Below are 21,265 nucleotides of genomic sequence, written 5' to 3' on the forward strand. Positions count from 1 at the left end.
GCGGCGCGCCGCTCGGGCGTGTCGAGCTGGCTCGCCTCGAATTCACGGGCCCAGAGCATGTCGACGAGCGGCTTGGCCGAACCGATCACCTCGGCGACCGCGGGCTTGCCACCCGAGCGGGCGAGATCATCCGGATCCTGCCCTTCCGGCAAAAGCGCGAAGGAGAGCGAGCGCCCCGGCTCCAACAAGGGCAGCGCGAGGTCGATCGCCCGGCCCGCCGCCTTGCGGCCGGCCTTGTCGCCGTCGAGGCAGATCACCGGTTCGCCCGCCATGCGCCAGAGCAGCGAAAGCTGGTCCTCGGTCAGCGCCGTGCCGAGCGGTGCCACCACCTGCGGGAAGCCGGCCATCGTCATGGCGATGACGTCGACATAGCCCTCGACCACGATGACCTGGCCGGTGTCGTGCGCGGCTTTGCGGGCATTGTGGTGGTTGAACAGCAGCGCGCCCTTGTGGAAGAGCGGCGTCTCAGGCGAGTTCAGATACTTGGCCGGGACATCGGCGCTCATCGCCCGGCCGCCGAAGGCGACGACGCGACCGCGCGCATCGTGGATCGGGAACATGATCCGATCGCGGAAGCGGTCATAGGGCACGGCGATCTCCTCGCCATGCACCAGCAGCCCCGTCTCCATCATCGCATCGGCGCCGACGCCCTTAGCCGCGAGATGGTCGCGCAGCGCGAAGCGGTCCGGCGGGGCATAGCCGATGCGGAAGAGCTGGCGCGCCTGCCCTTCCAACCCGCGCCCCGAGAGATAGCGCCGCGCCAGCCCGCCGCGCTCCGATTGCAGCTCGGCCTCGAAGAAGCGCGCCGCCAGCTCGACGACCTCGTGCAGCCCCTTGCGCTTCTCCTCCTGGACCTGCGCCTCGAAGGAGACCTTCGGCAGGGTGACGCCGGCTTCCGAGGCGAGCTTTTCGACCGCTTCAGGGAAGGACAGCCCCTCGGTCTCCATCACGAACTTGAAGATGTCGCCGTTCTTGCCGGAGGAGAAATCGAAGAAGGAGCCCTTCTGGTCGTTGACAAAGAAGGACGGCGTCTTCTCGGCATTGAAGGGCGAAAGCCCCTTCCATTCGCGGCCGGCCTTGGCGAGGCGCACGCGCTTGCCCACGACCGCCGAAACAGGCAGCCGCGCCTTGATCTCCTCGAGGACGGAGGGCGGGAACTTCATGGCTCCCTATCTGGCCGCTGCGAGCCCGCTTGCCAACTCCTGAAGGCGCCCTTGTCGGGCTTATGGTCCATATCCACAGCAAGCCCCATATGATAAAGAAAATCGCGAAAAAGGAAGAAAGCCGTGGCGCTCAACATCAAGGACCCGGAGACGGAGAAAGCGGTGCGCCAGCTGGCGCGCCGGCGCGGCCTCAGCCTGACAGAGGCCGTGCGCATGGCCGTCAGGAGCGAGCTCGACAAGGACGAATTGTCCGAGGAGGAGAAGGCGCGGCGGGTGACGGCGGCGCATGCCTGGATGAAGGAGTTCTACAAGAAGTACGGCATCAAGCCGGCCGAGCGTTCCATGACCAAGGAGGAGATGGACGATATCGTCGGCTATGACGAGAACGGAATGTGGGGATGATCGTTATCGACGCCTCGGCAGTCGTCGCGATCATAACCGGTGAGCACGACGCTCAGGCCCTGCTCGAACGCATCGCCCTCGCACCACATCGCTGCATTTCGGCCACCAACTTGTTGGAAGCACGGCTCGTCCTCGAACTCGGCCGTGGTCTCGAATCGATTCTGTTGAACAATCTCCTGTCCCGGTGGCAGATCGAGATCGTGCCGTTCGATAAGGAAGGCATCGAATTCGCCTTCGACGCCTATCGCCGCTACGGCAAGGGCCGCCATCCCGCCAAGCTGAACATGGGTGACTGCGCGGCCTACGCTTTGGCCAGGTCGCGCGGCTGGCCGCTGCTCTACAAGGGCGAGGATTTCACGCAGACCGACATCGAGCGGGCCTGATGCCGCCAGCGGTCGAGACACGGCTGCTGCGCCAGTTCATCGCCGTCGCCGAGGAATTGAACTTCCACCGCGCGGCCGAACGGCTGCACATGGCGCAGCCGCCGCTGAGCCAGGCCATCCGCAAGCTCGAGGACACGCTTGGCTTATCTCTGTTCGAGCGCAGCAACCGCAGCGTCGCGCTGACGCCCGCCGGCGCGGCCTTCCTCGTCAGCGCCCGGCACATCCTCGCCCAGCTCGATGAGGGCATCCGCGAAGCGCAGGCCGTCGCCGCCGGCCAGGCCGGCCGGCTCGCGATCAGCTTCGTCGGCACGGCCCATGACCTGCTGCCTCTGGCGCTGCGCCGCTTCCGCGCGCAATTCCCCGGCATCGAGCTCGTCCTGCGCGAGGCGACCACGGGCGAGCAGCTCGCAGCGATCACCGCGGGCGAGGCCGATATCGGCCTGATGCGCCAGCCCGGCATCATGGTGGCTCAGCTCGCCAGCGAAACCCTGCTGCGCGAGCCGATTCTCGCCGCACTGCCGGATGACCACCCCCTCGCCGGAGAGGAGAGCATCCCTCTCGCCGCCCTCGCCGGCACCGAGTTCATCGGCACGCCGCGCCAGCTCGGCATCGGCTTCCACGACCAGATCATCGGGCTCTGCCGCCTCGCCGGCTTCTCGCCGCGCATCGTTCAGGAAGCGCGCCAGATGCAGACCATCGCCAGCCTGGTCGCGAGCGGCCTCGGCGTCTCGCTGATCCCGGCCTCGCTGGCGCTGATGCCGCGCGCCGGGGTCGCCTTCCGGCCGATCGCCGTCGAGGCGCCGCCGGAGATGACCAATATCGAGCTGATCGCGGCCTGGGATGCGACGCGCCATTCGCTGGCCCGCGACAACTTCCTAGCCGTGCTCAGGCACGTGGCCCGCGATATGCAATTCATATCAAACTAGAACAAACAATATATTTTACCGCGATCATCGCGGCTGGCAGCCTCTCCTCGACAGCAACAGCAGGAGGGTCTTTGCCATGCCACGCCACTTGCGACGATGGGGCCTGATCGGCGCGGCCCTGGCCGCGGCCGCCCTTTTCACCACCCCGACCTCGGCAACCGAACGAGTGACCATGATCGAGCAATTGCGCATCTACGAGATCTTCGAGAGCAACAAGGAGGCGTTTCACGCCCGCTTCCGCGACCACGCCGCCCGCATCATGAAAACCTATGGCTTCGACATCGCCGCGATGTGGGAGGCCAGGACCAAGGACCGCACGGAATTCATCTACGTCCTGCGCTGGCCCGACGAGGCGACCATGCGCCAGACCTGGGCCAGCTTCATGCAGGACGCGGAATGGTCTGCGATCAAGGAGCGCACCTCGGCCGAGCACGGCCGCCTGGTCGGCGGAATCGAGGAGCGCGTGATGCAGCGCACGAGCTATTCGCCCTGAGCAGACGCCTCTCTAAGGACACTGCAGCGGGTCGTCCGCCAGGGCTTTCGCCACGCCCTCGGTCGGCAGCAGGACAGCGGCGTCGCCGGCCCGCAATTCAATGCGCGTCGCATCGCGCAAGGCTGCCACCACCGGCTTCATCTGCGCAGCGCCGAAACTGCCGTCGGGTTTCCAGGTCAGTTCGACCTCGTCGATGCCCGCCTGCGCCGTGACCGGCACCCGCGTCGCCTTGCCGTCGGCCACGATCTCGATCGCCGACGGCAGGGCGTCCTTGAGCTGCGTCTTGGGCAGGACGGCGATCAGATAGGGGCCGCCCGCAATCGCCGGATTGGCGCGGGCCGCCGCCGCAGCGCCGCAATAGAAGGTGAGCCGCGTCCCGTCGGCACCGTTCACCCCGGCATAGGAGGTGCCCATCTGGTAGCCGGTACCCCAGCCTTCGGATTGAGCCAGAGCAGCCGAGCCATGCAGGGTCAGACCGAGCGTCAGGATAGCGATCGATCGTTTCGACATCGGAAGCCTCCTTTGCCGAAACGCTGTCCGTCGATCTGGCGAAAATGCCGCCCGCGGATCAGCCGCCCAGCAACTGCTTCACCATAGGCGAGACCTTGGCGAAGTCCATCTGGCCGGCGTAAGCCGCGCGCAGCGCGCCGATGACCTTGCCCATGTCCTTGACGGCGGATGCGCCGGTCTCGGCGATGACCTCCTCGATCGCCGCCTTGATCTCCTCGTCGCTCATCTGCTTGGGCAGGTAGGACGAGATCACCGCGACCTCGGCGCGCTCGCCCTCGGCGAGCTCGGGCCGGCCATTGGCGTCGTAGATCGCGATCGATTCCTGGCGCTGCTTGATCATCTTCTGCAGCAAGGCGAGGATTTCGTCCGGCGTCGCCTCGCCCTTGCCGGCGCCGCGCGCCTCGATGTCCTTGTCCTTCAGCGCCGACTGGATCAAGCGGATGGCAGCGACCTTGCCCTTCTCGCCGGCCTTCATCGCGGTCTTGAGGTCGGCAGTGAACTGCTCGCGCAGAGTGGACATGATGGTACGAACCTTCTTCATTCATTGACGGGGCGCGGCCGCCTGATTAAGGCTCGCGCTCCAGACCGGCAGCGCCATTTCGCGCAGCCTTCACGCTTGCCGCAGCTTCCAGCGGCCTGGACGAGACATAGACATGACCGCTCACGAAGGAAACCCCGCCGCGCAAGGCGGGCAAGAGGGCTGGGTCGAGCCGCGCGCGACTGCCGTGCTGGTGCTGGCCGACGGCACGGTGCTCGAAGGCTTCGGCCTCGGCGCGATCGCGCAGGCGGCCGGCGAGGTCTGCTTCAACACGGCGATGACCGGCTATCAGGAAATCCTGACCGACCCGTCCTATGCCGGGCAGATCATCACCTTCACCTTCCCGCATATCGGCAATGTCGGCGTCAACGAGGAGGACACCGAGACGGTCAACGCCGCCGCCTCCTCCGGCGTGCGTGGCATCGTGCTGCATGCCGAGGTCACCCAGCCCTCGAACTGGCGCGCCGCCAAGCATCTCGACGCCTGGCTCAAGGCCCGCAACATCGTCGGCATCAGCGGCGTCGACACCCGCGCCCTGACCGCCCTGATCCGCGAGAACGGCATGCCCAACGCCGTCATCGCCCATGATCCGGCCGGTAATTTCGACATCGAGGCCCTGAAGAAGGAGGCCGCCGCCCTCCCCGACATGGCCGGGCTCGACCTCGTGCCGCTCGTTGCCGCGACCCAGCGCTATGACTGGAACGAGACGCCCTGGCTCTGGCCGCGCGGCTACGGCAAGCGCGAGAGCGCGGCGCATCGCGTCGTCGCCATCGACTACGGCGTCAAGCGCAACATCCTGCGCCTGCTGGCCAAGGCCGGCTGCGAGGTCGAGGTCGTGCCCTCGACCGCATCGGCCAAGGACATCCTCGCCCTCAACCCCGACGGCGTCTTCCTGTCGAACGGCCCGGGCGACCCGGCCGCGACCGGCGAATATGCCGTGCCGGTGATCAGGGAACTGCTCGACCGCAAGATCCCGACCTTCGGCATCTGCCTCGGCCACCAGATGCTGGCGCTCGCCATCGGCGGCCAGACCATGAAGATGAAGCAGGGCCATCACGGCGCCAATCATCCGGTCCAGGACAAGACCACGGGCAAGGTCGAGATCGTCTCGATGAACCACGGTTTCGCCGTCGATCCGGCGACGCTGCCGGCCAACGCGACCGAGACCCATGTCTCGCTCTTCGACGGTTCGAACTGCGGCCTCGCCCTGACCGACCGCCCGGCCTTCAGCGTCCAGCACCATCCGGAAGCCTCACCCGGCCCGCAGGACAGCCATTACCTCTTCACCCGCTTCGTCGAGCTGATGGAGACGGAGAAGGCGAAGAAGGCCGCTTGAGGCGGCCCGTTTTCCGCAGCTGATATCAAGGTTGCACGGTCATCCCGGGCGACGGAAGGGAGACCCGGGATCCATTCCGGAACGGTTCAGGAATGGATCCCGGCTCTTCGCTGCGCTACGGCCGGGATGACACGGAGCTGGTTCATAAAGCTCCCAGGATTGACAGGCCCCTGCGCGCGCGCTTTATGCGCGCCATGACCTTTGCCTGCCTGCTCGCCCGCAACTATTACGCCCCGTCCTCATAGAGGCGGTGGCATTTTCATGTCTCAACCGCCGCGCTGGCGGTTGAAATCAGGCAGTCACCCGGCATCGCGGCCCCTCCAGAGGATCACGCGATGTTTTTCCCGAATATCACCACTCCCTCCGTCGGCCTGATGGGCTTTGGCGCCTTCGGCCGCCTGATCGCCCGCCATCTCCGCCCGCATTGCCATCTGATCGCATTCGATCCAGCGCTGCCGGCCGATGCGGCCGCCGGTGGCATCATCGCCGCCGATCCCGCCGAGATCGCCGCCTGTGACATCGTGATCCTCGCCGTGCCGGTCGCGTCGCTCTCCGAGGCGATCGCGACCTTGCGGCCGCATCTGCGCGCCGGCGCGATCGTCGTCGATGTCGGCTCGGTCAAGATCGGCCCAGCCATGAGCATGCTCGCCGAGCTGCCCGCGGATGTCGAAATCGTCGGTACCCATCCGCTTTTCGGCCCGCAGAGCGGCCGCAACGGCATTGCCGGCCTCAAGATCGCGATCTGCCCGATCCGCGGCGCCAGCGCCTGGCGCATAGCGGCCTTCCTGCGCCGCATGCTTGGTCTCAAGGTGATTATGACGACGCCGGAGGCGCATGACCGCGAGGCCGCCATGGTCCAGGGCCTGACCCATCTCATCGCCAAGATCCTGGTCGCGATGGAGCCGCTGCCGCGGCGCATGACAACCGCGAGCTTCGACCTGCTGATGCGCGCAACCGAGATGGTCCGCCATGACAGCCCGGCCGTCTTCCTCGCCATCGAGCAGGCCAACCCGCATGCACGGCCGGTGCGCGACCGCTTCTTCGCGCTCGCCGAGGAGATGCGGGCGCATCTCGACCGGGATGCCGCTTCGTGCTTCGACCAGCGGGACGCGGGAGCCCTCTCCTGGAAGGAGAGGGTTGGGTGAGGTGTTCGGACTGAAAACGTTGGCTTGAACCTGACCGCGCGTTGACCGCTCGTGTCACTGGTCCAACAGCCTACACTTCACCCTGCCCTCTCCTTCCAGGAGAGGGTTCCCCGCGCTCTTTCCTGCCGACGATGGCTAGGCCGCTTTCGCCTCGGTCCTCAGGAAGCCCGCGAGCTTGCCTGCCGACAGCCCGGCCTGATGCGCGATCCTTGTCGCCAGCGCGACCGCCGCCGGCCGTGGCTGCCCCATAGGCCGGTCGAGCCAGTAGGAGACCGGGTTGAGCGCCGTGCGCTGATCGACCCTGGCGATCCGCCCGGCATCGACCTGCGCCTGCGCCAGAGGCGGGCGCGACAAGGCGACGCCGAGCCCGCTGGCAGCGGCGTCGAGCACGAGATTGTAGTCCTCGAAGCGCCGGTCCTGCTGGCGCGGCCGGAAATCGAGCCCCTGGGCATTGAACCAGGCGCGCCAGCCGGCAGCATCCGAATCGTGGATCAGCGGCTGGTCGAGAAAGCGCTCCGGCCTGCCCTCGCCGATCGCCCTGGCCAGCTCCGGCGAGGCGACGGGGTAGCACCACTCCTCGAAGAGCTGCACCGAGACCCGGCCCGGCGTGCCGCCGCGGCCGCAGCGAATGGCGAGGTCGATGCCCTCCTCCTCGAGGTCGACCTTGCGGTGATCGACCTGCAGCATGATCCGCACGGCGGGATCGCCGCTCTCCAGAAGCTGCCAGCGCGGCATCAGCCAGAGCGAGCAGACGGAAGGCGTCGCACTGAAGCGCACCACCGCCGTCCCGCGCGGTTCGCTCCAACGGTCGGATGAGTCGGCGAAGACCGAGAATGCCTCCTGCGTGCGCTGGAACAGCCGCTGCCCCTCCGGCGTCAGCGCGACGCCGCGCGCCTGGCGCTCGAACACGCGCAGGCCGAGCCAATGCTCGAGCTTGGCGACCTGCCGGGAGATCGCGCCATGGGTCAGGTTCAGCGCCTCGGCCGCAGCCGAGAAGCTGCCCGAGCGGGCGGCGGCCTCGAAGGCGCGTAGCGTGTCCAGCGGCGGAAGTGGCGAGCTGTGATCCATGTTCACAGCTCGCCATCGAATTACTCGTTTGTCAATCAGCTCACCGAGGCGCTTATCCGAAGGCGAACCGTCACCAGCCTTTGAGGCCTGCCATGACAACCGTCCCCTCCGCCGCGTCCTCCCGGCCCGGCTCCACCCTCGACGCCATGCTGCTCTTCACCATCCCCTTCACCGTGATCGCCTGGGCCTCCTCCTTCCCCGCGATCCGGGCCGGCCTTTCCGGCTTCGGCGCACTCGAGCTGGCGGCGCTGCGCTTCGCCATCGCCGGCGTGTTCGCCGCGCTCTTCCTGATCGTGACGCGGCCGAAGCTGCCCGAGCGCGCCGATATCTGGCGCTTCCTCACCGGCGGCATCGTCTTCATCGCGCTCTATGCGATCTTCCTCAATCTCGGCCAGCGCGTCGTTCCGGCGGGCGCGGCGAGCTTCATCATCAACACCAACCCGATCATGACGGCGGCGCTCGCCATGCTGGTCCTGAACGAGCGCTTCAGCGCCCTCGCCTGGACCGGCACCGCGCTCGCCTTCGCCGGCATCGGCGTCATCGCGATTGGCAACGGGCTCGACCTCAATATCGGCGTCAGCGTCCTGCTGATCCTCGGTGCTGCCCTGTGCAACTCGGTCTCGACCGTGGTGCAGAAGCCGCTCTTTGCCCGCCACAAGCCGCTCACCGTCGCGGCCTGGAACATGGCGATCGGCGGCCTTGCCCTGACGCCGTTCCTGCCCGGCGCGCTGGAGCAGTTGCCGGCGGCCCCGGCGCAGGCGATCTGGTCGGTAATCTGGCTCGCTCTGGTCTCCAGCGTCGTCGCCTACGGCACCTGGGCGATCACCCTGTCGCGCCTGCCGGCCGCCCGCGCCGCCAACTTCCAGTACTGCGTGCCGCCGGCGGCGATGCTGATCAGCTTTCTCTGGCTCGGCGAGGTCCCGACCGCGCTCGGCCTGATCGGCGGCGCCATGGCCCTGGCTGGAGTAGTCCTCGTCAACCTGAAGCGCTGAACCTCATCGTCATTCTCGGGCGGCGCACAGCGCTCACGCGATCCCCTCTCCCCTTGCGGGAGAGGGTTAGCGTGAGCGGTCGCGCGACGCTGATCGCAAGTCCGGCGTCGTATTTCGTTGACTGTCAGGACCCGCGCGACCTCGCATCCGACCTTGCGGGCCACCTTCTCCTGCAAGGAGAGAAGGGATACGCGGCTCGTCCAGCGCTCGACCGGACAGCCGTAGGTCAAGCTCGGGCACGACCTGCCTTCATTGATCGCCCTGCGCTATTGCTCAGCTCGCGTCGATCCCAGGATCATTGCCGGCGCAGGCGGTCGCCCCCTCCCAGCGTTCGCTCGCCGAGATATCTTGGCGCAAAGATAATTATCTTGACAGAAAGATACCCCTCAGTTAGATATCTTTCCGTCAAGATAACTCAGTCCGCGATCAGCCCAGGGAGGCAGCTATGTTCAACGTCCTTCGGTCCGAAGATCAGCAGCGCGGCGCCAACCGCACCGTGCGCTTCGAGGGTGAGAAGCTCGGCGGCCCGGTTTCGTTCTTCATCGTCGACGCCGAGCCGGGCCAGGGCTCGATGCTGCACGTCCACCCCTATTCAGAGACCTGGATCGTCCGCAAGGGCGAGGCCGAGTTCACTGTCGGCGGCGAAACGACGCGCGGCTATCCCCGCGACGTCGTCGTCGCTGCGGCCGACATCCCGCATCGCTTCGAGAATGTCGGCGACGGCCGGCTCGAACTGATCTGCGTCCACCCGAACGGGCGAATCCTGCAGCAGAACCTGTGAAATCGCTCAGCAAGGAGACTGACCATGTCCAAGATGATCTTCGTCAACCTGCCCGTCGCCGACATCGGCGCCGCGACGCGCGTCTACGAGGCGATCGGCTGCAGGCAGAACCCGGATTTCAGCGATCACCAGTCGTCGAGCATGGTCTGGTCCGAGACGATCACCTTCCAGCTGCTGACCCGCGACTATTTCGCGACGTTCGTCAGCAAGCCCGTCGCCGACGCCCAAGCCGGGGCGCAGGTGCTGCTGGCGCTCACGCTGGCGAGCCGCGCCGAGGTCGACGCCATGGTCGCGGCGGCAGCGGCAGCAGGCGGCAAGGCCGATCCGCGGCCGGCGACCGATTTGGGCTGGCTCTACAACCGCGCCTTCGAGGACGCCGACGGCCACACCTTCGAAGCCGTCTTCGCCGACATGACAGCGATGCCGGCGGTTTAGCCGCGCCGCCGAGCACTACATGGGCCGGGTTGGCCCGAGCGATGTCGCGGGCGTCGAAAGCGCCCTGCCCGTCCGTCACGCCCTGCCTCGACAAACCGGCAGGCAGCCTGTCGCGAACAGCGACCGTGCGATGGTGAAGAGCATAGCGCGCCCAAGGACAATTCCGGGAAGTTCTTGCTCTTTGCGGCTGGACTGAACGGGCGAGTGGCTGCAGCCACGGAGCGTCATTTGCAGCCACTCGAGTTTGCCCAGTTTCAGCTGGCCGATGACGACCCATCTCGGGCTCGGTCGGGTGGTGATCACGCATCAACCTGATGGAAGTCACCGCTGGGCGAGGCGGCCGCCAAATCGACGCGCCTCGACACGCGCCAGCGGCTGCACCTCGCGGCGTTCCGCACGAAAAAGCCGACAGAAAAAGCAGTAGATTTTCACCAAAACTGATCCGGAAAGCAGGTTTCTTTTCAGCAAAATCCAAAAAACGCTCGAAATTTTTACATTCGAGATAAAAATAAACGAACAAATGAATTGACATGAACCTCATAGAATCCTAGAAGTATTTTCGTCGATATTTGCTCGGACGGTTAGTTTTATTTTCGCGCTTCGGCGCGTTTCTGACGAACTCCCCTTTCAAAATCGTTCTGAATCCGCCGAGCATTCGCATGGCGGACGACAGGTCTTGCCAACAGGAGGGTTCTTCAATGACCACCGGCACAGTGAAATGGTTCAATTCCACCAAAGGCTTCGGCTTTATTCAGCCTGACGATGGCAGCCAGGACGTCTTCGTGCATATCTCCGCCGTCGAGCGGGCTGGCATGCGCGATCTTCAGGAAGGCCAGAAGATCGGTTTCGAGGTCGCTCGCGACAATCGGTCTGGCAAGATGGCTGCCGAGCAGCTTCAGGCTGCGTGATCCGGTCATCATTCGTCGCGGTGACCATGGATGTACCGGCACCACTGACTGGAACGATTTCCGAGGAAAGGCCAAGCGAATGCTTGGCCTTTTTTATGTGCCTGACCCGGCGATCAAAACCAAACGGAGGCCAATTTGGCTGAACATTCAAGGCAACGCACCGATGCCGACAACAATTTCCTGAAGGTGCAGACACAGGCGCTGGCCCGCAATCGGATCATCTCCGAGGCAGACAGCATCGCTCAGGCCCGAGACGCGAATACTGCGAAGCTGAGGCAGCTGCGGTTGCATAAGGAAGCACTCGACCGCGAGGCCCAGGCTCTCTCCCCAGCCAAGTCCAAGACACGCCGCAAGATCGTCCCGGCCTGATCGGCTACCGGGGGCGGGCATTCCGGCCCTCGATGGGCACTGGCCCATCGCGCGGCCTCGGCATTGGCCAGGCAGTTGCAGGATGCAATGCAGCCCCGCCCCGTTTCCTTTCTTGAATGACGGTTCAAAAGGCCTGCGGTGACAAGCCGCCGGGACGGTTGTGCTTGCCGAGAGCCGGCTCGCCTCAATCAGCCAACAGCCGCCGCTGCAGTTCGTCCCACAGCTGCGGCGTCTGCGCCGCCAGGATGCCGAAGCCCGGCTCGGCCGGCCTGTAGGGGCGCCCGTCGAAGCGCGCCGCTCGGCCGCCGGCCTCTTCCAGGAAAAGCGTGCCCGGCGCATGGTCCCAGGGCAGGCCACGCCAGAACATCACGAAATGCTGCTCGCCGCGCACGATCGCCGGATAGTCCTCGCCGGCGCAATGCATGCCGGGCAGGATGGCGGCAAGGTCCCGGCCATTGGCCTGCACCCGCGCCGTCATCTCCGCCGGCAGGAAGCGGGTGAGCACGCCGCCGCGCAGCCCGGTCCATTGCGGCGGCTGTCCCACCCGGACGCGTTTCCCATCGACCCAGGCGCCGCCGCCGCGCTCGGCGACATGGATGGTCCCGGTCGCCGGGCTGAGCATCCACGAGGCGACCGGCTCGCCCTCGCGCAGCAGCGCCACCATCATCGAGAAGCACGGGCTGCCCTTGACGAAGTTCGAGGTCCCATCGACGGGGTCGACGACGAAGACAGTGCCCTCGCCCAGCCCCTGCAGCAGCTCCGGCTGCGCCGAGACCGCCTCCTCGCCGATCACCCGCGATCCGGGCAGCAGCGCCGGCAGCCGGAGAGTGAGCAGACGCTCGGCCTCTTCGTCCGCGATCGTGACCTCCTCGCCCGGCGATTTCACCCGGACCTCGGCTTCCGCCAGCTTGCGGAAGCGCGGCATCACCACCTCGGCCGCGACCTCGTGCAGCAGGTCGCAGACCGGCTGGATCAGCTCCTGCCTCGCCATCGTCAGAAGCCCCGCTGTTCCAGCTCGGCTTCTGCCTCGGTGATGTAGTCCCGGATCACCGGCACGGCGCTCTTGTGCGGGCCGAGCAGCAGTTGGAACACCATGTCGCCGCCGATGTCGAAGGAGATCGAGCAGGCGGAGAGGTAGAACTCCCACATCCGCGCGAAGCGCTCGCCCAGCATGGTCACCACCTCGGGCCGGTGCGCCATGAAGCGCTCGCGCCAGGCTTCCAGCGTCCAGTGATAGTGCCGGCGCCAGAACTCGCAGTCGGAATGCCAGAGGCCGGTCTGCTCGACGGCGGCAAACACCTCCGACAGGGCCGGGGCATAGCCGCCGGGGAAGATGTACTTGTCGAAGAACGGGCCGGTGAAGCCGGGTGGGCCGACCCGGCCGATGCAGTGGACCAGCGCGATCCCGTCGGGGGTCAGCAGGTCGCGGATCTTCTCGAAATATTCGAGGTAATGCGCGACGCCGACATGCTCCATCATGCCGACCGAGACGACGCGGTCGAACGTCCCGGTCAGCTCGCGATAATCCTTGTTGATGAAGCTGACGGCATCGCCGACGCCGGCGGCTTCCGCCCGCTTCTGCGCCGCCGCCATCTGGTCGGGCGAGACGTTGAGGCCGGTCACCTTCGCGCCGCAGGCCTTGGCGAGATAGATCGAGAGCTCGCCCCAGCCCGAGCCGATATCGAGCACCTTCATGCCCGGCTCGATCTTCAGCTTGGCGGCGAGATGCCGGAGCTTGGCCTTCTGCGCGTTCTCCAGGCCGACGTCCGGAGAATGCCAGTAAGCGCAGGAATAGGTCATCGTCTCGTCGAGCCAGAGCCGGTAGAACTCGGTCGGGATGTCGTAGTGGTGCTTGACCTTCTTGCCGGCGATGCCGAGCGGATTGTGCATCCGCCAGCGCCGGATCTTGAAGCGGATCTTGCGGATCGCCGCCTGCAGCGGGTGCTTGCGCAGTTCGCTGCGCTGGATCCAGAACAGCGTCAGCAGGTCGTGGATGGTCGAGCCGTCCTCGAACTCGATCCGCTGGTCCATGTAGCCTTCGGCCAATGCCAGCTCGGGATTGAGGAAGAGCTCGCGCTCGATCTTGGTATCCTTGAAGCGCACCGTCACCTCGCCGGCGACGACCGGCTTGCCGGCGAAGGTGAACTCAGTCCGCCCCGGCCCGAAGACATGCCGCGTTCCGTCCGGCGCGATCACGGTCAACCGGCCCTTGCGGATCGAGCGCTTCAGGAGTTTCGGCAACAGCAGCATGGTCGGGCAGGCTCCGGTCGGTCGCGCGCAAGCTATTGGCTCAGCAGCCGTGCCGTAAACCCCGCAGGCAATCAACCTGCTCTGCACGCGCGGCGCAGCCATGCTAAGGGCTAGCCGCGAAGGCGACCCTCGAAACGGAGACCCGATGTCCTGGCGTGATTTCTGGAATGGCGAGCATGCGATCTACGTTTCGGATCGTCACAAGGCCCTGCATTACCGCCGCATCGCGCAGGATATCGCCGCCGCAGTGCCCTCAAAGGACGCAAGCGTGCTCGATGTCGGCTGCGGCGAAGCGCTCTCGGCCGATCTTGTCGCCGCGGCGAGCGGCAGGCTGATCCTGTGCGAAGCTGCTCCGACCGTCCGCGAGAAACTGAGGGCCCGCTTCGGCAGGCTCGCCAATCTCTCGGTGGTCTCGCCGGAAGAGGTTGAGGCCCTGCCGGATGATTCGCTCGACCTCGTCGTCGCCAATTCGCTCATCCAGTATCTAAGCGAAGACGAACTGAAGCGAGCGCTGGCCACCTGGCTCGCCAAGCTGAAGCCCGGCGGCGAGCTGATCCTCGCCGACGTGATCCCGCCTGACCTCTCGGCCTTGACCGATGCGACCGAGCTGCTCGGCTTCGCCTGGCGCGGCGGCTTCCTCGTCGCGGCGCTCGGCGGCCTCGTCCGCACCGTCTTCTCGGACTACCGCAAGCTGCGAGCGCAATACGGCCTCTCGACCTACAGCGCCGTCGGCATCACCGCGCTCATCGAGGCCGCGGGCTTCACCGGCGTCACGCGCATTACGAATTTCGGCCATAACCCGCACCGCATGGCATTCTCGGCTAGGAAGCCGCTGGCGGCGGAAGTTCCGACGCGATGACCTCGCTCGCGCTCGCACTCACCATCGTCACCTTGGCTCTGGCCGGTGCCATGGCCGGCTTCTTCTACGCCTATTCGATGTCGGTGATGTGGGCTCTGGATGCGGTCGATCCGAAAGCCGCGATCGCCGCGATGCAGAGCATCAACATCGTCGTCCGCAACGCCATCTTCTTCCCGGCCTTCTTCGGGACGCCGGTGGTCGCGCTGGTCGCGGCTGGCCTATGGTGGAAGCAGGGCGCCGGACAGGTCGCACTGCTGCTCGCGCTCGCCGCCATCGTCTATCTGGTCGGTACCTTCCTCGTCACCATCGTCGCCAACGTGCCGATGAACGAGGCGCTTGCCATCGCCACGATCCCGGCCGATCCCGAGCAGGCGCGGACGCTGTGGCAGGACTATTCCCGTCCGTGGACGCTGTGGAACCATGTCCGCACGATCGCGAGCTTTGCGAGCCTGCTGCTGGTCGGCTGGGCGCTCTACGCCGCCGGCCAGGCCTGATCACGGAGAACGAGATCAATGCATATCGGCCTGATCGGCGGCATCGGCGTCGCGGCGACGGTGGTCTATTACCAGCGCCTGACCGCGGCCGCGGCGGCACGCGGCGTGCCCAGGCTCGACCTGACGATCGTCCATGGCGAGATTCACGAGCTGATCCGCAACAATCTGGCCGACCGCAAGGCCGAGCAGGCGCAGGCCTTTCTTCCGCTGGTCACGCGCCTGGAGGATGCAGGTTGCGATTGCGCCGCCCTATCCTCACTCGGCGCGCATTTCTGCTTCGACGAGCTCGCGGCGCTGTCGCCCTTGCCATTGGTCTCCGCCGTCACGCCGCTCGACGCCTATTTCGTCGAGCAGGGCATCAAGCGCGTCGGGCTGCTCGGCACGCGGGTGGTGATGCGTACCCGCCTTTACGGCCAGCTCGCACATACCGAGGCCTTGGCGCTGGACGACGAGATCGAGACCCTCGGCCAAGCCTACCAGGAGGTTGCCGTGGCCGGCACCTGCTCGGCCTCGCAGCAGGTTCTGTTTCTCGATGCCGGGCGTCGCATGATCGCGGCCGGAGCCGACGCCATCGTCCTTGCCGGAACCGATCTCAACCTGGCTTTTGACGGGCAGGATCCGGGATATCGGGTCGTCGACGCACTGGATGTCCATGTCGCGCTGCTCGCCGATCTGGCGGCGGGGCGCAAGACACTGAGTGATCTCTAGACCCTGGAGCCGCCGTTCACTGCGCCCGATCGGCGAAGGAGAAGAACTTGTGCCCGGCGAAGGTGAAGACCATCACGATCAGCGTGGTGACCACCTGCATCGGCAGATAGGGCAGACCGGCAACCTTGACGAAGAAGTGCATCAGCACGCCGGTGAGCAGGAAGCCGCCGAAGGCGATCAGGCCGAAGCGCCAGCTCGCCTCGCCATGGCTGCGCGTCGCCTCGAAGGTCAGCCAGCGGTTCAGCGCGTAGGAGACGACGCCGCCGAGCACGAAGCCGGCGAGTGAGGCGGCAACCGGATCGGCCCGGCCGAGCTCGACCAGGCCGATCAGCAATCCGTAATGCGCGACCGCCGCCATCACGCCCGAAAAGGCATAGGCGATGACCTGGCGCGTTTGGCGGGGAAGACGGTGCAGCATCCGGAAATGCCTATACCCCGGATGCTGAACGGAAGCCTACGGCCAATCAGCCCGCATCGCTGCCGGCGAGATTGGCCGGCATGCCTTCGACCGGCAGGTCGAGCGCCTGCTTCAGCGTCTCGAGATTGTATTCGCGAATGCGGCCGTTGGTGGGGTCGCTGACATAGGCGCTGCCGCCGACCACCGCGAGCGAGGGCGTCGGCGTCTTGGCGCCGTACTGGCAGTCGAAGGCCGGCACCGCGTCGAAGCTGGCGAGCTCCTTCCAGGCGGCGACATCATAGACCCTGAGCTTGCCATCCGGCGTCAGATTGGCGAGCCGCCGGCCATTGGCGGAGAGCTCGAACTGGCAGGTCGACTGGCCGCCCGGCACCGGCAGGACATCCGCCGTCGTCAGCGATTTGGCGGTCGGGTCGACCCTGAGCAGGCCGTCATAGGGCGAGGTCTTGCCGTAATTGGCGACCATGAACCTGGCGCCCGCCTTCGCCTTGATCGCGCTGATCCGGCGCTCGTCGGGGTAGCCGAGCTTGTGCGCGCTGAATTTCGCCCTGGCCTGCGACAGCACCAGCATGCCGCCGCCCTCGCCTTCGGCGCAGCCGAAGACATGGCGGCCATCGGCGGCGGCATGGCCGTGATAGAGCTTGCAGGAGGCGTCGGGCTTGGCCGGATCGTTGAAGCTGGCGAGCCTGGTCCAGCCACCCTTCGTCCGATCGAGAATCTCGAACCCGTCGGGCCGTGACGAAGCGCTGCGATCCTCGCCCTTCACATAGACCGGGTTCGGCACCGACATCAGCCAGCGTCCCTCGCCGAGCGGCACGACGATGCCGTGCTGCGGCCCCGGGCTCGGCCATTCCGTCAGCGCCGGCTTTTCCTTGGAAAGGTCGTTGATCGCGACCAGCACCGCCTTGGCCGTGCTTTGCCCGTCCCAGGGGCGGATGCCGTCATAGAACAGCGCGAGCTGGCCATGGCCCGAGATGACATGGGCCGGCTTCTGGCCGGTCAGCACGAGGTCGATGAGCTTCACCGGCCCCTTCTCGATGTCGTTGTGGTCGCCATGCGATTCGATCGTCAGGCCGGTGTCGAGGAAGCGGAGCGTGCCGGCATCGTCGCCGGTCTTGATCACCACGAAGCGGCCGCCCTGCGCGGTGGCGAAGCCGGGATTGGCCTTGGGCACGTCGAAGCTGTGCGTGACCTCGCCGCTGTCGAGATCGAGCACGCGCACGACAGGTTTCTCGTGGTCGGCGAAGACCAGACGGCCGCGCAGCACGGCATGGTCATGGGCGAGCGCCGGCAGGCTCGACAGCAAGGCCGACATGGCGAGCGCGGACAACAGGGAAAGCGGATGCATTCTGGGCTCCAAAGCGAACGACGGAAAAGGGCGAGGTCTCAAGCGGCATCGGCCCGGCGCCAGGCCGGGAACGGATCGGGCAGATCGCGATAGCGCTCGGGCTTGAAGGCGATGGTCGGCGTCTCGCCGAGGAGGCAGGCATCGAGCCCGCTGCGGATGGCACGCTCGTCCATCCCTGCTCCGATGAAGACGAGTTCCTGCCGGCGATCGCCCCACACCGAGTGCCAGTGCCGGTTCAGGATCGCCTTCCATTCCGGATGGTCGGGCCAGCGCGGGCGCGGCACGGCGGCCCACCAGAAGCCCATCGCCTCGGTCCGGCAGATCGCGCCGGCAAGCGACATCTCGCCGACCCATTCGGGCCGCGTCGCCAGCCAGAAATGGCCCTTGGCCCGGATCAGACCTGGCCAGCTCTGCTCTAGGAAGGCGTTGAATTTCTCGGGGTGGAAGGGCCGGCGCGCCCGGTAGACGAAGGAGGAAATGCCGTACTCCTCGGTCTCCGGCACATGGTCCTTGAAGCCGTAGAGTTCCTTGTGCCAGAGCGGGTGCTCCTGCGCCTTCTCATGGTCGAACAGGCCGGTATCGAGGATCGCGTCCAACGGCGCGCGGCCGAAATCGGCCTCGATCAATCCCGCATCCGGATTGAGCGCCCGGATCACCAATTTCGCCTGCGCCACCGCCTCCGGCCCGGCATCGCCGACCTTGTTGAGCACGACGACATCGGCGAACTCGATCTGCTCGACCAGGAGATCGACCAGCGTGCGCTCGTCGCCCTCGCCGGCCGTCTCGCCGCGCTCGCGCAGGAAATCGCGCGAGCCGTAGTCCTTGAGCAGGTTCACCGCATCGACCACCGTGACCATGGTGTCGAGCCGGGCGAGGTCGGAGAGCGAGAAACCCTCCTCGTCGCGGAACTCGAAGGTCGCGGCGATCGGCAGCGGCTCGGCGATGCCTGTGCCCTCGATCAGGAGGTAGTCGAAGCGCCCGTCGCGGGCGAGGCGGCCGACCTCGGCGAGGAGATCGTCGCGCAAGGTGCAGCAGATGCAGCCATTGCTCATCTCGACCAGCTTCTCGTCGGTGCGCGAGAGATCGCCGCCGCCGGCCCGAACGAGGTCGGCGTCGATGTTCACCTCGCTCATGTCGTTGACGATGACCGCGACCTTGCGGCCTTCGCGGTTGTTGAGGACGTGGTTGAGCAGCGTCGTCTTGCCGGCGCCGAGAAAGCCGGAGAGCACGGTGACGGGAAGGCGGGAGTCCATATCGGAGCTCATATTTTGTTACGTTGTAACATTTCATAGCGAGAGCAAATTGCTGACGCAAGGCTGCCGTGCAGGCGCGTCGCTGGCCTTCCACAGCACGCGCCCTAAGCTCACCCTCCCGCGCTGATGGAGGAGCCCGCGCCATGACCGAGATCGACCTGCTGGTCCGCGCCGAATTCCTCTATCCGGTCAGCCCCGGCCTGCCGGTCATCCCCGATGGCGAGGTCGCTATCGCCGGCGGGCGCATCCTCCATGCCGGCCCGCGTCAACCCGAGGGACATTGGGCACCGGCCCGCACCCTCGACGGCACCGGGCGGGCGGTTCTGCCCGGCTTCGTCAACTGCCATTCGCATGCGGCGTCATTGGTGTTCCGCAGCCAGACCGACGACCACGCCGCCAAGGCGGCGCTGCTCGAAGTCGCCTTCCGGATGGAAAAGGACATCACGGAAGATGAGTGGGCGCTGCTGGCGGAGGCTGGCTGCGCCGACATGCTCCAGGCCGGGATCACCACGATCAACGACATTTGGTACGCGCCGCACCGGCTCGCCGACACGGTCGAGGCCTGCGGCCTGCGCGCCCAGATCGCCCACAAAGTGTTCGATGTCCGCCTGCACGAGCTCTGGCGTGGCGACTACACCCACCATCCCGACATCGGCGAGGAACGCCTCCGCGACGGCATCGCCTTCGCCGAGCGCTGGCACGGCGCCGCCGAGGGCCGCATCACCGCGCGCATCGGCACGCACGCCACCGACACCTGCTCGGCCGAACTGCTGCGGACGGCTCGCGCCGAAGCTGACCGGCTCGGCGTCGGCATGCATATCCATGCCGCCCAGAGCATCGCCGAGGTCGAGCAGATCAGGGCGGTCCATGGCTGCGGCCCGCTCGAGTTCCTCAGGGATGTCGGCATGCTCGGCCCGGATGTCGTGCTCGCCCATCTCGTCTTCGCCGGCACTGGCGATCTCGACGCGGTGGAGGAGAGCGGTGCGGCCTACGCGCATTGCCCGACGATCTATCCGCGCCGCGGCCGCTATCCGCCGCTCGAAGACATCATGGCGCGCGGTATTCCGACCGGCTTCGCCACCGACTGGATGCTGAACGACCCGTTCGAGGGCATGCGCAACGCCCTCAACGCGATGCGACTGCGCTTGGGAAGCCCGACTGCTCTCTCCTGTGCCCAGGCGCTGGAACTACACACGATCGGCGCCGCGCGCGTCATGGGACTTCAGGACGAGATCGGCTCGCTGGAACGGGGCAAGAAGGCCGACCTGATCATGGTCGACATCGACCGGCCGCACCTGCAGCCCTATTACGGCGACTATGCCGCGCTGGTCTACTATGCGAGGGCGAGCGACGTGGTGACCAGCATCGTCGATGGGACTGTGGTCGTGGAGGATGGCCGCCCGACCCGCCTCGACCGCGAACGGACGATGGCGCGGATCAGGGAGAAAGTACCCGGCTGGCGCGGCAAGCTGGCGGCGCTCGGCAGCCAGGCGGTGTTCGGGCCGGGATGCCCCTGCTGCGGCTGATCTAGCCGGCGGCAGCCGCCGGTTCGGCGATCAGCCTGCGAACAACGTCCGTCGCGATGTCGAGCAGAGCCCCGGCCGCCGGCGTCCGCGCTCCCGATGCCAGCAGGCGCACCTCGATCGGCGGCAGGTCCGGCAGATCATGCTCGACCCCGACATCGCGAACAGTGTCCGGCAGGCGGTGGCGGCTCCGGACCGAGACGCCATGTCCCGCCCCCAGAGCCGCCCACAGACCCGGCAGGCTCGGCGTCGTCAGCGCCAGCCGCCAGCGCAGGCGCTGCCGGTCGAGGGTCTGGAGCGCGGTCTGCCGGAACAGGCAGGGATGGTCGAACAGCACGAGCGGCAGTTCGGCAGCGCCTGGCCGCCGCATGGTCTCGGCGGCAAGCCAGACCAGTGGCAGCGTCGCGACATGCGTGCCGGCCGTCGATGACCCCGCCTTGAAGAAGGCAAGCGCGACGTCGAGCCGGCCGGCCTGGACCTCCTCCTCCAGCGCGTAGTTGCGGCCGGCTCTCACTTCGAGATGGGAGTTCGGACGTTGCTGCGAGAACAGCCCCAGCACCTCCGGCATCACATCCTCGAAGAAGTCCTGCGGCAGGCCGAGACGCACGGTCGCAGCCCCTGCACTGTTGCCGACAGCCGCGGCGGCCTCGTCGTTCAGCGCGATGATCTGGCGGGCGTAGCTCAGCAGCGCCTCGCCGGCCTCGGTCGGCACCAGACCGCGCCCGTCCCGCCGGAACAGCGGACGCCGCGCCTGCTCCTCCAGCTTCTTGAGCTGCATGCTGATCGCCGATTGCGATCGGCCGAGTTGCGTGGCGGCGCGGGCGAAGCTGCCGAGTTCGACCCCGACCACCATCGCCCGCAGTGCGTCCATATCGAAATTCGCCGACATCTACCCGAATTCCTGAAGTCGGACTTACGATCATTTCGTTATTCGGAATGATCTAGCATTGCTAGCGTCCTGTCCAG

General features: G+C 66.5%; 25 protein-coding genes. 15 read left to right on the forward strand and 10 right to left on the reverse strand.

Translation table 11 applies throughout. The annotated features are described in order from the left end of the window. The coding region (gene dnaG / locus CXY91_RS24070; RefSeq protein WP_100964028.1) for a DNA primase at positions 1-1,163 on the reverse strand (1,163 nt) is incomplete at its 3' end. Positions 1,164-1,286: 123 nt separating this feature from the next. Here dnaG and CXY91_RS24075 point away from each other — a divergent pair. The 4 genes from CXY91_RS24075 to CXY91_RS24090 all read left to right on the forward strand — a co-directional run bounded on the left by CXY91_RS24075 (position 1,287) and on the right by CXY91_RS24090 (position 3,367). Further along, positions 1,287-1,565 carry a type II toxin-antitoxin system VapB family antitoxin gene (locus CXY91_RS24075; RefSeq protein ID WP_100964030.1) on the forward strand — a complete coding sequence of 93 codons (279 nt, stop codon included), beginning with the start codon at positions 1,287-1,289 and terminating at the stop codon, positions 1,563-1,565. Then, positions 1,562-1,948, forward strand: coding sequence for a type II toxin-antitoxin system VapC family toxin (locus CXY91_RS24080; protein ID WP_349236606.1), 387 nt, complete (start codon positions 1,562-1,564; stop codon positions 1,946-1,948). The genes CXY91_RS24075 and CXY91_RS24080 overlap by 4 nt, the downstream gene beginning before the upstream one ends. After that, entirely contained in the window at positions 1,948-2,874 is a 927-nt protein-coding gene (locus CXY91_RS24085) for a LysR family transcriptional regulator (protein WP_100964032.1), read from the forward strand. The genes CXY91_RS24080 and CXY91_RS24085 overlap by 1 nt, the downstream gene beginning before the upstream one ends. 76 nt (positions 2,875-2,950) lie before the next feature. Continuing rightward, positions 2,951-3,367, forward strand: coding sequence for an NIPSNAP family protein (locus CXY91_RS24090; protein WP_248307615.1), 417 nt, complete (start codon positions 2,951-2,953; stop codon positions 3,365-3,367). A gap of 12 nt (positions 3,368-3,379) precedes the next feature. Here CXY91_RS24090 and CXY91_RS24095 read toward each other — a convergent pair whose 3' ends face one another. Together CXY91_RS24095 and CXY91_RS24100 are read right to left on the reverse strand one after the other, a co-directional pair. Next, positions 3,380-3,877: a hypothetical protein gene (locus CXY91_RS24095; RefSeq protein WP_100964034.1), complete on the reverse strand. Its 498-nt coding sequence runs from the start codon at positions 3,875-3,877 to the stop codon at positions 3,380-3,382. Between the two features lie 58 nt (positions 3,878-3,935). Next, positions 3,936-4,397, reverse strand: a complete 462-nt coding sequence (locus CXY91_RS24100; protein ID WP_091842965.1) for a GatB/YqeY domain-containing protein — start codon at positions 4,395-4,397, stop codon at positions 3,936-3,938. 133 nt (positions 4,398-4,530) lie between these two features. Here CXY91_RS24100 and carA point away from each other — a divergent pair, with 133 nt between their 5' ends. After that, a complete protein-coding gene (gene carA, locus CXY91_RS24105) occupies positions 4,531-5,751 on the forward strand; it encodes a glutamine-hydrolyzing carbamoyl-phosphate synthase small subunit (protein WP_100964036.1) in 1,221 nt (406 codons plus the stop codon). Positions 5,752-6,086: 335 nt separating this feature from the next. After that, complete coding sequence (locus tag CXY91_RS24110) at positions 6,087-6,896, forward strand: prephenate dehydrogenase (protein WP_100964038.1); 810 nt, start codon at positions 6,087-6,089, stop codon at positions 6,894-6,896. A 135-nt stretch (positions 6,897-7,031) separates the two neighbouring features. Here CXY91_RS24110 and CXY91_RS24115 read toward each other — a convergent pair whose 3' ends face one another. Further along, entirely contained in the window at positions 7,032-7,964 is a 933-nt protein-coding gene (locus CXY91_RS24115; RefSeq protein ID WP_100964040.1) for a LysR substrate-binding domain-containing protein, read from the reverse strand. A 92-nt stretch (positions 7,965-8,056) separates the two neighbouring features. Between CXY91_RS24115 and CXY91_RS24120 the strand changes: the two genes are divergently transcribed. The 5 genes from CXY91_RS24120 to CXY91_RS24140 all read left to right on the forward strand — a co-directional run bounded on the left by CXY91_RS24120 (position 8,057) and on the right by CXY91_RS24140 (position 11,449). Next, positions 8,057-8,956, forward strand: coding sequence for a DMT family transporter (locus CXY91_RS24120; RefSeq protein WP_244544066.1), 900 nt, complete (start codon positions 8,057-8,059; stop codon positions 8,954-8,956). A 445-nt stretch (positions 8,957-9,401) separates the two neighbouring features. Continuing rightward, on the forward strand, positions 9,402-9,737 hold the full coding sequence (locus CXY91_RS24125) for a cupin domain-containing protein (RefSeq protein ID WP_100964042.1): 336 nt from the start codon (positions 9,402-9,404) through the stop codon (positions 9,735-9,737). Positions 9,738-9,761: 24 nt separating this feature from the next. Beyond that, positions 9,762-10,172, forward strand: a complete 411-nt coding sequence (locus CXY91_RS24130) for a VOC family protein (protein WP_100964044.1) — start codon at positions 9,762-9,764, stop codon at positions 10,170-10,172. Positions 10,173-10,870: 698 nt separating this feature from the next. Beyond that, positions 10,871-11,080, forward strand: coding sequence for a cold-shock protein (locus CXY91_RS24135; RefSeq protein ID WP_076441136.1), 210 nt, complete (start codon positions 10,871-10,873; stop codon positions 11,078-11,080). Between the two features lie 135 nt (positions 11,081-11,215). Further along, complete coding sequence (locus tag CXY91_RS24140) at positions 11,216-11,449, forward strand: hypothetical protein (protein WP_100964046.1); 234 nt, start codon at positions 11,216-11,218, stop codon at positions 11,447-11,449. Between the two features lie 184 nt (positions 11,450-11,633). Here CXY91_RS24140 and CXY91_RS24145 read toward each other — a convergent pair whose 3' ends face one another. Further along, positions 11,634-12,440: an inositol monophosphatase family protein gene (locus CXY91_RS24145; RefSeq protein WP_100964048.1), complete on the reverse strand. Its 807-nt coding sequence runs from the start codon at positions 12,438-12,440 to the stop codon at positions 11,634-11,636. Positions 12,441-12,442: 2 nt separating this feature from the next. Continuing rightward, positions 12,443-13,699 carry an SAM-dependent methyltransferase gene (locus CXY91_RS24150; protein ID WP_100964050.1) on the reverse strand — a complete coding sequence of 419 codons (1,257 nt, stop codon included), beginning with the start codon at positions 13,697-13,699 and terminating at the stop codon, positions 12,443-12,445. 145 nt (positions 13,700-13,844) lie between these two features. On the opposite strand from CXY91_RS24150, the gene CXY91_RS24155 reads away from it, so the two are divergent. The 3 genes from CXY91_RS24155 to CXY91_RS24165 are packed head-to-tail and all read left to right on the forward strand — an operon-like array spanning position 13,845 to position 15,760. Then, complete coding sequence (locus CXY91_RS24155) at positions 13,845-14,558, forward strand: class I SAM-dependent methyltransferase (RefSeq protein WP_100964052.1); 714 nt, start codon at positions 13,845-13,847, stop codon at positions 14,556-14,558. Next, positions 14,555-15,052, forward strand: coding sequence for an anthrone oxygenase family protein (locus CXY91_RS24160; protein WP_100964055.1), 498 nt, complete (start codon positions 14,555-14,557; stop codon positions 15,050-15,052). The genes CXY91_RS24155 and CXY91_RS24160 overlap by 4 nt, the downstream gene beginning before the upstream one ends. A gap of 18 nt (positions 15,053-15,070) precedes the next feature. Next, the gene (locus CXY91_RS24165) at positions 15,071-15,760 is read left to right on the forward strand and encodes an aspartate/glutamate racemase family protein (RefSeq protein ID WP_100964057.1); all 690 of its coding nucleotides are present in this window, start codon (positions 15,071-15,073) and stop codon (positions 15,758-15,760) included. Positions 15,761-15,776: 16 nt separating this feature from the next. Here the strand turns inward: CXY91_RS24165 and CXY91_RS24170 are convergent, their stop codons facing one another. From CXY91_RS24170 to zigA, 3 genes are read right to left on the reverse strand one after another with little or no spacing between them, the layout of a single operon-like run. Next, positions 15,777-16,178 carry a GtrA family protein gene (locus CXY91_RS24170; RefSeq protein WP_091842862.1) on the reverse strand — a complete coding sequence of 134 codons (402 nt, stop codon included), beginning with the start codon at positions 16,176-16,178 and terminating at the stop codon, positions 15,777-15,779. A gap of 46 nt (positions 16,179-16,224) precedes the next feature. After that, the gene (locus CXY91_RS24175) at positions 16,225-17,523 is read right to left on the reverse strand and encodes a YncE family protein (protein ID WP_100964059.1); all 1,299 of its coding nucleotides are present in this window, start codon (positions 17,521-17,523) and stop codon (positions 16,225-16,227) included. A 38-nt stretch (positions 17,524-17,561) separates the two neighbouring features. Beyond that, positions 17,562-18,776, reverse strand: a complete 1,215-nt coding sequence (zigA, locus tag CXY91_RS24180) for a zinc metallochaperone GTPase ZigA (RefSeq protein ID WP_248307616.1) — start codon at positions 18,774-18,776, stop codon at positions 17,562-17,564. 143 nt (positions 18,777-18,919) lie between these two features. Between zigA and CXY91_RS24185 the strand changes: the two genes are divergently transcribed. Then, entirely contained in the window at positions 18,920-20,302 is a 1,383-nt protein-coding gene (locus tag CXY91_RS24185; RefSeq protein ID WP_100964063.1) for an amidohydrolase family protein, read from the forward strand. A 1-nt stretch (position 20,303) separates the two neighbouring features. Here CXY91_RS24185 and CXY91_RS24190 read toward each other — a convergent pair whose 3' ends face one another. After that, positions 20,304-21,188: a LysR substrate-binding domain-containing protein gene (locus tag CXY91_RS24190; RefSeq protein ID WP_091842871.1), complete on the reverse strand. Its 885-nt coding sequence runs from the start codon at positions 21,186-21,188 to the stop codon at positions 20,304-20,306. Positions 21,189-21,265 lie beyond the last annotated feature (77 nt).

The sequence above is a fragment of the Allobosea sp. FBZP-16 genome, from assembly GCF_002831785.1.
Taxonomy (GTDB): Bacteria; Pseudomonadota; Alphaproteobacteria; order Rhizobiales; family Beijerinckiaceae; genus Allobosea; species Allobosea lupini.

Coding starts and splice junctions, on each gene's coding strand:
- CXY91_RS24125 (WP_100964042.1), top strand. CDS start 9,402: ATGTTCAACGTCCTTCGGTCCGAAGATCAGCAGCGCGGCGCCAACCGC.
- CXY91_RS24080 (WP_349236606.1), top strand. CDS start 1,562: ATGATCGTTATCGACGCCTCGGCAGTCGTCGCGATCATAACCGGTGAG.
- CXY91_RS24110 (WP_100964038.1), top strand. CDS start 6,087: ATGTTTTTCCCGAATATCACCACTCCCTCCGTCGGCCTGATGGGCTTT.
- CXY91_RS24115 (WP_100964040.1), bottom strand. CDS start 7,964: ATGGATCACAGCTCGCCACTTCCGCCGCTGGACACGCTACGCGCCTTC.
- CXY91_RS24085 (WP_100964032.1), top strand. CDS start 1,948: ATGCCGCCAGCGGTCGAGACACGGCTGCTGCGCCAGTTCATCGCCGTC.
- CXY91_RS24130 (WP_100964044.1), top strand. CDS start 9,762: ATGTCCAAGATGATCTTCGTCAACCTGCCCGTCGCCGACATCGGCGCC.
- CXY91_RS24175 (WP_100964059.1), bottom strand. CDS start 17,523: ATGCATCCGCTTTCCCTGTTGTCCGCGCTCGCCATGTCGGCCTTGCTG.
- CXY91_RS24190 (WP_091842871.1), bottom strand. CDS start 21,188: ATGTCGGCGAATTTCGATATGGACGCACTGCGGGCGATGGTGGTCGGG.
- CXY91_RS24120 (WP_244544066.1), top strand. CDS start 8,057: ATGACAACCGTCCCCTCCGCCGCGTCCTCCCGGCCCGGCTCCACCCTC.
- CXY91_RS24135 (WP_076441136.1), top strand. CDS start 10,871: ATGACCACCGGCACAGTGAAATGGTTCAATTCCACCAAAGGCTTCGGC.
- CXY91_RS24090 (WP_248307615.1), top strand. CDS start 2,951: ATGCCACGCCACTTGCGACGATGGGGCCTGATCGGCGCGGCCCTGGCC.
- CXY91_RS24145 (WP_100964048.1), bottom strand. CDS start 12,440: ATGGCGAGGCAGGAGCTGATCCAGCCGGTCTGCGACCTGCTGCACGAG.
- CXY91_RS24155 (WP_100964052.1), top strand. CDS start 13,845: ATGTCCTGGCGTGATTTCTGGAATGGCGAGCATGCGATCTACGTTTCG.
- CXY91_RS24150 (WP_100964050.1), bottom strand. CDS start 13,699: ATGCTGCTGTTGCCGAAACTCCTGAAGCGCTCGATCCGCAAGGGCCGG.
- CXY91_RS24185 (WP_100964063.1), top strand. CDS start 18,920: ATGACCGAGATCGACCTGCTGGTCCGCGCCGAATTCCTCTATCCGGTC.
- CXY91_RS24165 (WP_100964057.1), top strand. CDS start 15,071: ATGCATATCGGCCTGATCGGCGGCATCGGCGTCGCGGCGACGGTGGTC.
- carA (WP_100964036.1), top strand. CDS start 4,531: ATGACCGCTCACGAAGGAAACCCCGCCGCGCAAGGCGGGCAAGAGGGC.
- CXY91_RS24100 (WP_091842965.1), bottom strand. CDS start 4,397: ATGTCCACTCTGCGCGAGCAGTTCACTGCCGACCTCAAGACCGCGATG.
- zigA (WP_248307616.1), bottom strand. CDS start 18,776: ATGGACTCCCGCCTTCCCGTCACCGTGCTCTCCGGCTTTCTCGGCGCC.
- CXY91_RS24170 (WP_091842862.1), bottom strand. CDS start 16,178: ATGCTGCACCGTCTTCCCCGCCAAACGCGCCAGGTCATCGCCTATGCC.
- CXY91_RS24160 (WP_100964055.1), top strand. CDS start 14,555: ATGACCTCGCTCGCGCTCGCACTCACCATCGTCACCTTGGCTCTGGCC.
- CXY91_RS24095 (WP_100964034.1), bottom strand. CDS start 3,877: ATGTCGAAACGATCGATCGCTATCCTGACGCTCGGTCTGACCCTGCAT.